At 72.5% G+C, this 8,694-nt stretch carries 9 protein-coding genes; 4 read left to right on the forward strand and 5 right to left on the reverse strand.

The window, feature by feature from the left end; translation table 11 throughout:
• Together ACRDP3_RS13580 and ACRDP3_RS13585 are read right to left on the reverse strand one after the other, a co-directional pair.
• Positions 1-286: RidA family protein (locus ACRDP3_RS13580; RefSeq protein WP_431517178.1), on the reverse strand; the 286-nt coding region annotated here is incomplete at its 3' end.
• 59 nt (positions 287-345) lie between these two features.
• Positions 346-1,488, reverse strand: coding sequence for an acyl-CoA dehydrogenase family protein (locus tag ACRDP3_RS13585; protein WP_431517171.1), 1,143 nt, complete (start codon positions 1,486-1,488; stop codon positions 346-348).
• Positions 1,489-1,641: 153 nt separating this feature from the next.
• Between ACRDP3_RS13585 and ACRDP3_RS13590 the strand changes: the two genes are divergently transcribed.
• A complete protein-coding gene (locus ACRDP3_RS13590) occupies positions 1,642-3,312 on the forward strand; it encodes an AMP-binding protein (protein ID WP_431517172.1) in 1,671 nt (556 codons plus the stop codon).
• A 4-nt stretch (positions 3,313-3,316) separates the two neighbouring features.
• Entirely contained in the window at positions 3,317-4,150 is an 834-nt protein-coding gene (locus ACRDP3_RS13595; RefSeq protein WP_431517173.1) for a PaaX family transcriptional regulator, read from the forward strand.
• A gap of 10 nt (positions 4,151-4,160) precedes the next feature.
• Here the strand turns inward: ACRDP3_RS13595 and ACRDP3_RS13600 are convergent, their stop codons facing one another.
• The gene (locus tag ACRDP3_RS13600) at positions 4,161-5,048 is read right to left on the reverse strand and encodes a LysR family transcriptional regulator (protein WP_431517174.1); all 888 of its coding nucleotides are present in this window, start codon (positions 5,046-5,048) and stop codon (positions 4,161-4,163) included.
• Positions 5,049-5,215: 167 nt separating this feature from the next.
• On the opposite strand from ACRDP3_RS13600, the gene ACRDP3_RS13605 reads away from it, so the two are divergent.
• Positions 5,216-6,079, forward strand: a complete 864-nt coding sequence (locus ACRDP3_RS13605; RefSeq protein WP_431517179.1) for an EamA family transporter — start codon at positions 5,216-5,218, stop codon at positions 6,077-6,079.
• Here the strand turns inward: ACRDP3_RS13605 and ACRDP3_RS13610 are convergent.
• The gene (locus ACRDP3_RS13610) at positions 6,057-6,617 is read right to left on the reverse strand and encodes a hypothetical protein (protein ID WP_431517175.1); all 561 of its coding nucleotides are present in this window, start codon (positions 6,615-6,617) and stop codon (positions 6,057-6,059) included. The two genes, ACRDP3_RS13605 and ACRDP3_RS13610, sit on opposite strands and share 23 nt — an antisense overlap.
• Before the next feature lie 150 nt (positions 6,618-6,767).
• Between ACRDP3_RS13610 and ACRDP3_RS13615 the strand changes: the two genes are divergently transcribed.
• Positions 6,768-6,995 carry a DUF3099 domain-containing protein gene (locus ACRDP3_RS13615; RefSeq protein WP_431517176.1) on the forward strand — a complete coding sequence of 76 codons (228 nt, stop codon included), beginning with the start codon at positions 6,768-6,770 and terminating at the stop codon, positions 6,993-6,995.
• Positions 6,996-7,002: 7 nt separating this feature from the next.
• Here the strand turns inward: ACRDP3_RS13615 and ACRDP3_RS13620 are convergent.
• Positions 7,003-8,694 (reverse strand): FAD-dependent monooxygenase (locus tag ACRDP3_RS13620; RefSeq protein ID WP_431517177.1); only part of this gene is annotated, 1,692 nt, incomplete at its 5' end.

Raw genomic sequence — 8,694 nt, forward strand, 5'->3', positions numbered from 1 at the left:
GCCACAGGCGGCCCAACTCGCGGGCGCAGTCGCGGTAGGCCGGTACGTCGGTGGCGTAGACGGTGACGCGGGTGAGGTCGGCGGGGGTGCCGCCGGCGGCGGCGAGAGCGGCGAGCAGGTTGGTCAGGGCCTGCTCGAACTGGGCGGGGAGGGTGTCGCCCACCACGTTCCCGTCGGAGTCCAGCGCCGTCTGGCCGGCGAGGAAGACAAGGCGGGAGCCGGTGGCGGTGACGGCGTGCGAGAAGCCGGTGGGCGGGGAGAGCTCGGGTGGGTTGACGCGCCGCAGGTGCGGGTCCCCGTCCCGGTCCGGTTCCGGGGCGGGGGCAGGGGCGGGGCCGGCGTCGGTCACCTGTAGAGCTCCTTCGCGATGATCGAGCGCTGCACCTCGCTGGCGCCCTCGTAGATGCGGGGGGCGCGGACCTCGCGGTAGAGGTGTTCCAGGAGGTGGCCGCGTTGCAGGGCGGCGGCACCGTGGATCTGGACGGCGGTGTCGACGGCCTGCTGGGCGGTCTCGGTGGCCAGCAGCTTCGCCATGGCCGCGCGTCGGGCGATGTCCGGGTCACCCCGGTCGTAGGCCGCGGCCGCCGCGTAGACGAGCAGTCGGGCGGCCTCGATCCGGGTCGCGGTCTCGGCCAACTGGTGGGAGACGGACTGCAGATCGCGCAGGGTGCCGCCGAAGGCGGGCCGTGCGCCGGCGTGTGCGATCGCGGCGTCGAGGGCCGCCTGGGCCATGCCGGTGGCGAAGGCGCCGACGCTCGGCCGGAAGAGGTTCAGCGTGCGCATGGCGACGCCGAAGCCCGCGTCCACCTCGCCGAGCAGGTCGGCGCGGGTGACGGGGACGCCGTCGAAGGTGAGGGTGCCGATCGGGTGCGGGGAGAGCATGTCCAGCCCCTCCCCGGTCAGTCCGGCCCGGTCCGCGGGCACCAGGAAGGCGGTGACGCCTCGGGAGCCGGCGCCCTCGCGCGTACGGGCGAAGACGGCGTAGACGTCGGCGTGCGGGGCGTTGGAGATCCAGGTCTTGGTGCCGGTCAGCCGCCAGCCCTGCCCCGCGCCGTCGACGTCCGGGTCGGGCTCCGCGCGCAAGGCGAGGGCGGCCGCGTCGCTGCCGGCGCCCGGCTCGCTGAGCGCGAAGGCGGCGACCGCGCGGCCCGCGGTGATCTCGCCCAGCCAGCGTTCGCGCTGCGACGCCGTGCCCGCCAGGGCGAGCGGGCCCGCGCCGAGGCCCTGCAGAGCGAGGGCGGTCTCGGCCTCCGTACAGGAGTAGGCGAGGGATTCGCGCAGCAGGCACAGGTCGAGGGCGCTCGCCGGGCGGCCGTCGGGGGCGAAGAGGCGGCCGATCAGGCCGAGTTCGCCGAGAGCGACGAGCAGCTCGCGGTTGAGGCGCCCGTGCTGCCCCGACTCGGCCAGCGGGCGCAGCCGTTCGGCCCCCAGCGCCCGTAGCTCAGCGCACCAGTCGCGCTGCTCCGGTTCCAGTGCGAACGCGGGCATCGGACGGCCCTCCTCCGGGTCGGGTTGCTTGTCGCTGTATCGCGTACCGTTGACTGTCGTCACCAACACGTTACGCTCAACGGCACGCCGGCGACACCGGCATACACAGGACACCGCCTGCTGGCAGGCGTAGGCCGCAAGGGGGCAGCCCTCATGAACCTGAGTGCGTCCGCGCACGTCGACACCTTCGCCCGCGACCATCTGCCCCCGCCGGAGGAATGGCCGCAGCTGGTCTTCGACCGCCCCGAGCTGCGCTACCCCGACCGCCTCAACTGCGGGGCGGAGCTGCTGGACCGGACGGTCACCCGGTTCAGCGCCGACCGGCCCGCCTTCCGCGCGGAGGAGGGCGAGACCTGGTCCTACGGCGAACTCCAGGCCCGTGTCGACAGCATCGCCCACGTCCTCACCAGCGATCTCGGCGTCCTGCCCGGCAACCGCGTCCTGCTGCGCGGCCCCACCTCCCCGCACCTGGCGGCCTGCTGGCTGGCGGTGATGAAGGCCGGCGCAGTCGCCGTGACCGTGCTCGCCGCGCAGCGCGCGCACGAGCTGCGCACCGTCTGCGATATGGCCCGGGTCAGCCACGCCCTGTGTGACATACGGTCCGTGGACGAGCTGGCCAAGGCGGAGGTGCCCCAGCTGCGGGTGACGGCCTTCGGCGGCGAGGGACCGGATGATCTGCTGCGGCTGTCCGAGCGGCACTCCGCACCGTACGCGCCGGTCGCGACCGCCGCCGACGACGTGGCGTTGATCGCCTTCACCTCCGGCACGACGGGCCAGCCCAAGGGCTGCGTGCACTTCCACCGCGACGTGCTCGCCGTCGCCGACACCTTCTCGGCGCACGTGCTGCGGCCTGAGCCGGACGATCTGTTCGCGGGCAGCCCGCCGCTGGGTTTCACCTTCGGGCTGGGCGGGCTGGTGATCTTCCCGATGCGCGCGGGGGCGTCGGCGCTGCTGGGGCAGTGGAGCGGCCCTGAGCAGATGCTCGCGGCCGTCGAACGGCACCGGGTCTCCGTGCTGTTCACGGCGCCGACCGCCTATCGCGGGATGCTGGCCAAGCTCGGCACGGCCGACCGCGTGCCGCCGGGCCGCGACCGCCCGTACGACATCTCCTCGCTGCGGCGCTGCGTCTCCGCCGGTGAGAACCTGCCCGCCGCCACCTGGCAGGCCTGGCACGAGGCGACCGGGCTGCGGCTGATCAACGGCATCGGCGCCACGGAACTGCTTCACATCTTCATCTCCGCCGCCGATGACGCGGTCCGCCCCGGCACGACCGGCGTCGCGGTGCCCGGCTTCGAGGCCCGCGTGGTGCCTCAGGAGGGCGGTTCGGAGCCCGTCGCGGACGGTGAGCCGGGGCTGCTCGCGGTGCGGGGGCCGGTCGGCTGCCGCTACCTCGCGGACCCGCGGCAGCGCCAGTACGTGCGGGACGGCTGGAACATCACCGGAGACACCTACGTCCGCGAACCCGACGGCTACTTCCGCTACGTGGCGCGCGCAGACGACATGATCATCTCGGCGGGCTACAACATCGCGGGCCCCGAGGTCGAGGAGGCGCTGCTGCGCCACCCCGACGTGGTGGAGGCGGCTGTCGTCGGCCGCCCCGACGAGCGGCGCGGGCAGGTCGTGGTAGCGCACGTGGTGCTGCGGGAGGGGGTCCCGGCGGTGACCGACGCGGAGACCGGAATGGCGGAGGCGCTGCGCGAGTTCGTCACGGCGGAGCTGACGCCGTACAAGTGCCCCCGTGAGATCGTCTTCGCCCCGTCGCTGCCGCGCACCCCGACCGGCAAGCTCCAGCGATTCCGGCTGCGGGACACCGCTCTAGGGTGACCGTGTGAGCCAGCAGCCGCCCGCCCCCATCCTGCCCAAGCCGTCGCCGAGTTCGCTCATTCTCACCTTCTACGGTGCGTACGGGCGTGCCTTCCCCAGCGGCACGGTCCCGGTCGCCGCGCTGATCCGGCTGCTCGGCGCGGCCGGCGTGGACGCGCCGTCCGTACGCTCGGCGGTCTCCCGGCTCAAGCGACGGGGGCTGCTCACCGCCGATCGGCCCGGCAGCAAGGCCGCCGGGTACGCGCCCTCGGCCGCCGCCCGCCAGCTCCTCGAGGACGGCGACCGCCGCGTCTACGACAGGCCGGTGCCGGACGGGCGCTGGCTGCTCGCCGTCTTCTCCGTTCCCGAGAGCGAACGCGAGCGCCGGCACGTGCTGCGCTCCCGGCTGGCCCGGCTCGGCTTTGGCAACGCCGCTCCCGGAATCTGGGTCGCGCCCTCGCATCTGGAGGAGGAGACCCGGCACAGCCTCCACCGGCTCGGGCTCACTCCGTACGTCGACCTCTTCCTCGGTACGCACGAGGGGTTCGAGCCGACGGCGGCGGCGGTCGCCCGCTGGTGGGACCTGGAGTCCATCGCCGCGCTGCACCGGTCCTTCCTCACGGTGCACGAGCCGGTGCTGCGTTCCTGGTCGGGACGTCGCCGGGTGCCGCCGGAGGAGGCGTACCGGGACTATCTGCCGGCCCTGGACGCATGGCGGCACCTCCCCTACGCCGACCCGGGCCTGCCAGGGTCGCTGCTGCCCGCGGACTGGCCGGGCGAGCGCTCGGCGGAGGTCTTCTTCGCCCTGGACGCGAAACTGCGGGACCCCGGCGGGGAGCACGCGGCCCGGCTGGCGTAGTCATCTCGCCTCACGTTTGCCGGTTCTCGGGGTAGAGGTCGATGGCCAGAGCGACGGCGGCGTGGGTGGCGGGGTGGGGGTCCTGGCGGCGCCAGATGAGATGGACGGGGACGGGGTCGGCGTCGCGCAGGGGGCGGTAGGTGATGCCGTCGCGGCGGTACTGAGCGGCGGTGGCCTGGGGAGTGACGCCGACACAGCGGCCGGTGGCGATGGCGGCGAGCCAGTCGTCGATGTCGTGGGTGTACTCGACGGCGGGCCGTTCGTCTTCGGGCCACAGGTCCAGGGTGGTGGTGCCGGTGCGGCGGTCGATGGCGAGGGTGCGGCCGGGGATCTCGCCCATGCGGATGCTGCGGCGGCGGGCCCATGGGTCGTCGGAGGCGAGGGCCAGGTAGCGGGGCTCGTGGCCGACGAGGGCGTGTGACCAGGGCTTGAGGTCGAGTGGGGCGCGGATGACTGCGAGGTCGCAGAGCCCCTCGGCGAGCCCGCCGGTGGAGGAGTTGTGGCGGATGAGCCGGAGTTCGGTCTCGGGGTGGCTGTGGTGCCAGCGGCGCTGGAATTCGGTGGTGTGACGTCCGAAGGCGGACCAGGCGTGGCCGATGTGCAGGCGGCTGTGGCCGGAGGAGGCTTCGGTGACGAGTTCGTCGGCGCCGGAGAGCAGCGGGCGCGCGCGGGCGAGAGCCCGCACGCCCGCAGTGGTGGGCACGACGGTGCGGCTGGTTCGGTGCAACAGCCGCACCCCGAGGATCTTTTCCAGGGCGAGCAGGTTCCGGGAGACGGCTGCCTGGGAGATGCCCAGTTCGAGGGCCGCGTCTGTGAAGCCGCCGTTGTCGACGATGGCGACCAGGCAGCGCAGGTGCTTCAGCTCCAACCCGGCGGAGTTTCCTCGGCGTGCATCCATACGTTCAGCGTATCGACAGTTGCCTGGATGCATTTTGCGTATCCCGGTGGGGACAGCACGGTGAGTGCATGGTGCTGAAGAGCTCACAGGACACCGGGCAGCCCCTCGCCGTCGCTGACGGCAGTGCGCCCACCGGGGGCGGGAAACGGCGGGGCGGGGTGGCGTTGATGCTGGGCAGCGGGCTGTCCAACCAGTTCGGGGCATCGGTGGCAGCACTGGCGTTCCCGGTGATCGGCCCGGTGGGGGTGGTAGCGGTCCGCCAATGGGTGGCCGCCGGGGTGCTGTGGGCGGTCGGCAGGCCGCGCCTGCGGTCGTTCACCGCGGCGCAGTGGCAGCCGGTGCTTTGGCTGGCGCTGGTGTTCGCCGTGATGAACCTGTCCCTGTACACGGCCATCGACCGCATCGGGCTCGGGCTGGCAGTCACGCTGGAGTTCCTCGGCCCGCTGACGGTGGCGCTGGCCGGCTCCCGCCGCCGGATCGACGCGCTGTGCGCGCTGGCCGCCGCGGGCGCGGTCGTCGTGCTCGCCCGCCCCTCTCCCTCCACCGACTACCTGGGCATCAGCCTGGCACTGCTGGCCGCGGTGTGCTGGGGCTGCTACATCCTGCTCAACCGCACCGTCGGCCGGCGCCTGCCCGGTCTGGAGGGCTCAGCTGCGGCCGCGGCCGTATCCGGCGCGCTCTACATCCCCGTCGGCGCCTGGGTGCTCTGGCAGCATCCCCACGCCGCTGCCGCCCTCGCCTGCGCGCTGGTGGCCGGAGTGCTGTCCTCTGCGGTGCCGTTCCTCTCCGATCTGCTCGCACTGCGGCGTGTTCCGGCGCACTTCTTCGGCGTGTTCATGAGTGTCAATCCGGTCTTCGCCGCCCTGATCGGTCTCATCGTGCTGGACCAGCACCTCGATGCGGCTGCGTGGGCGGCCATCCTGGTCATCGTCGGCGCGAACGCCATCGCCGTCACGGCCGCCTCCCACACCCGCACCACGAAGAACAGGAGGGTTACGCAGGGGCCCGTCAGAAACTCGCAGTCCTGTTGAAATCGGTGACCTCGACCTTGAGATTCCGGAAGGGTGTGCCCTCTTCCACGAGGACGGGTTCCTCGCCTTTGGCCGTCTGTCCCGGCTTGACGGAGTCCTCGATCAGTTCGCTGTTGAAGACGCGCTTCCCGGTCCTGGTGTCAACCACGTCGTACTCGATGAGGTAGTCCGACTTCTCCGACGACTTGTTCGTGACCTCGTACGTGAGCCAGAAGTCGTCGAACCCCGCCTGCGACCTGTCGTCGAGGGTGAAGCTCGTCAGATCCTTGCGCTCGTTGCCGGGAGGCGGAGTGGAGGGGGTCTCCGTCTTCTCCTTACTCGGCTCCTGCGGCTTCGGACTCTTCCGCTCCTGACCGCCGCCACCGTCACCGTCACTGCTCACGAGTACGGCACTGCCGATGATGACGGCACCGAGAACCACGGCCAGGGCGATGAATACGGTGGCCACCGGGTGGCGTTTGACGAAGCTCTCTTTCTTGTGTCCGTGTGGGGGCTGGGGAGGTGTGCCCCAGCCGTCCGGGTTCTGGGGGTGGGCCATGATCAGACGTATTCCTTGATCACGGCCAGGCCGCCGCCAGGCGTGGTGCACGTCATCCGAAAGAAGGCGAAGAAGCCCTCACGTACGCCTCCCGTCCGCCTGGGGTCTCCGGCGCGCCCGCCAGGGCGGGCGGCGGAATACGGTGGAGGTATGTACGCACGACGGCGCAGGCGCTACTTGGTGCTGATGTCGATCTGCCTGGTGCTCTTCGTCAGCGCATGGGGCTTCGTGCAGCTGATCTCCGTTCCGGCAGCGGTCGGCCTGTGCCTGGCGGCGATGGTCGTGCCACCACTCGCGGTGATCATCGCGAACAGGCGTGAGCCGGATGACCGCTGGTTCGACGAGGACGACGACCGGGGCAGCGACGTCCGACGGTGACCGCCGGTCACAATGCGAGTCGGGGCTTGGGTGCGTCCGTGCGGCCCGTGGGGGGCGGGCGGCTGCCCGCGCGGTACTGCTGGGGCCAGGGGGCACCCGGTCCCTCGTAGCCCTGGTCGGCCGCCGCGTGCAGCGTCCAGTGCGGGTCGTACAGGTGCGGCCTGCCCAGCGCGCACAGGTCGGCACGGCCCGCCAGCAGCAGCGAATTGACGTCGTCCCAGGAGGAGATGGCGCCGACCGCGATGACGGGGACGCCCAGCGCGTTGCGGATCCGGTCGGCGTAGGGGGTCTGGTACGAGCGGCCCAGGTCGGGCCGTTCGTCGGCGACGACCTGGCCGGTGGAGACGTCGATGGCGTCCGCGCCGTGCTCGGTGAAGGCGGTGGCGATGGCGAGGGCGTCCTCGGGTGTGATGCCGCCCTCGGCCCAGTCCGTGGCGGAGACGCGGACGGTCATCGGACGTTCGGCGGGCCACACCTCGCGCACCGCGTCGAAGACCTCCAGTGGGAAGCGGAGGCGGGCCGCGACGCTGCCGCCGTAGGCGTCGGTCCGGTGGTTGGTGAGGGGGGAGAGGAAGCTGGAGAGCAGGTAGCCGTGGGCGCAGTGGAGTTCGAGCAGGTCGAAGTCCGCGCGGGCGGCGCGCCGGGCCGAGGCCACGAAGTCCTCGCGTATCGCGGCGAGTTCGGCGGTCGTCAGGGCGTGCGGCACCTGGTTGACGCCGTCCCGGTACGGGAGCGCGGACGGGGCCACGACGGGCCAGTTGCCTTCCGGCAGCGGCTCGTCGATGCCCTCCCACATCAGCCGGGTCGAGCCCTTGCGGCCCGAGTGGCCGAGCTGGACGCCGATGGCGGCGCCGGGCGACCGGTCGTGCACGAAGCCGGTGACGCGGCGCCAGGCCGCCTCCTGCTCGTCCGACCACAGGCCCGTGCAGCCGGGGGTGATGCGGCCCTCCGGCGAGACGCACACCATCTCCGTCATGACCAGTCCCGCCCCGCCCAGCGCGCGACCGCCCAGGTGGACGAGGTGGAAGTCGCCGGGGGTGCCGGCGTCGTCCGCCGCCGAGTACATGTCCATCGCGGAGACCACGACCCGGTTGCGCAGGGTCAGTTCGCGCAGCCGGAAGGGCGTGAACATCGGGGGCGTGCCGGCGGGGACGTCCGCCTCGCGCTCGACCGCCGCCACGAAGCCCGGGTCGCGCAGCCGCAGGTTGTCGTGGGTGACGCGGCGGCTGCGGGTCAGCAGGTTGAAGGCGAACCGTCCGGGCGGCTGGCCGACGTAGCCGGCCAGGTCCTCGAACCACTCGAGGCTGCCGCGCGCCGCGCGCTGCGTGGACTGGACGACGGTGCGGCGCTCGGTCTCGTATGCGGCCAGCGCCGCTGTCAGGCCGGGCTGCTCCTCGATGCAGGCCGCCAGGGCGAGGGCGTCCTCGACGGCGAGCTTGGTGCCGGAGCCGATGGAGAAGTGCGCGGTGTGTGCCGCGTCGCCCAGGAGCACGATGTTGCCGTGCGACCAGTGCGTGTTGACGACCGTACGGAAGGCCGTCCACTGGGAGTTGTTGCCGCGCAGGGGGCGTCCGGCGAGGGTGTCGGGGAAGAGTTTCGCGCACCGTTCGGCGGTGGTGTGCTCGTCCGCGCGGTCGAACCCGGCGGCACGCCACACCTCTTCGCGAGCCTCGACGATGACGGTGGAGGCACCGTTCGG

It is taken from the genome of Streptomyces sp. (assembly GCF_050698815.1).
GTDB lineage: Bacteria > Actinomycetota > Actinomycetes > Streptomycetales > Streptomycetaceae > Streptomyces.

What these genes read in the sequence shown, in the direction of transcription:
- ACRDP3_RS13600 (WP_431517174.1), bottom strand. Translation starts at nt 5,048, where the DNA reads ATGGATGCACGCCGAGGAAACTCCGCCGGGTTGGAGCTGAAGCACCTG.
- ACRDP3_RS13590 (WP_431517172.1), top strand. Translation starts at nt 1,642, where the DNA reads ATGAACCTGAGTGCGTCCGCGCACGTCGACACCTTCGCCCGCGACCAT.
- ACRDP3_RS13610 (WP_431517175.1), bottom strand. Translation starts at nt 6,617, where the DNA reads ATGGCCCACCCCCAGAACCCGGACGGCTGGGGCACACCTCCCCAGCCC.
- ACRDP3_RS13605 (WP_431517179.1), top strand. Translation starts at nt 5,216, where the DNA reads ATGCTGGGCAGCGGGCTGTCCAACCAGTTCGGGGCATCGGTGGCAGCA.
- ACRDP3_RS13585 (WP_431517171.1), bottom strand. Translation starts at nt 1,488, where the DNA reads ATGCCCGCGTTCGCACTGGAACCGGAGCAGCGCGACTGGTGCGCTGAG.
- ACRDP3_RS13615 (WP_431517176.1), top strand. Translation starts at nt 6,768, where the DNA reads ATGTACGCACGACGGCGCAGGCGCTACTTGGTGCTGATGTCGATCTGC.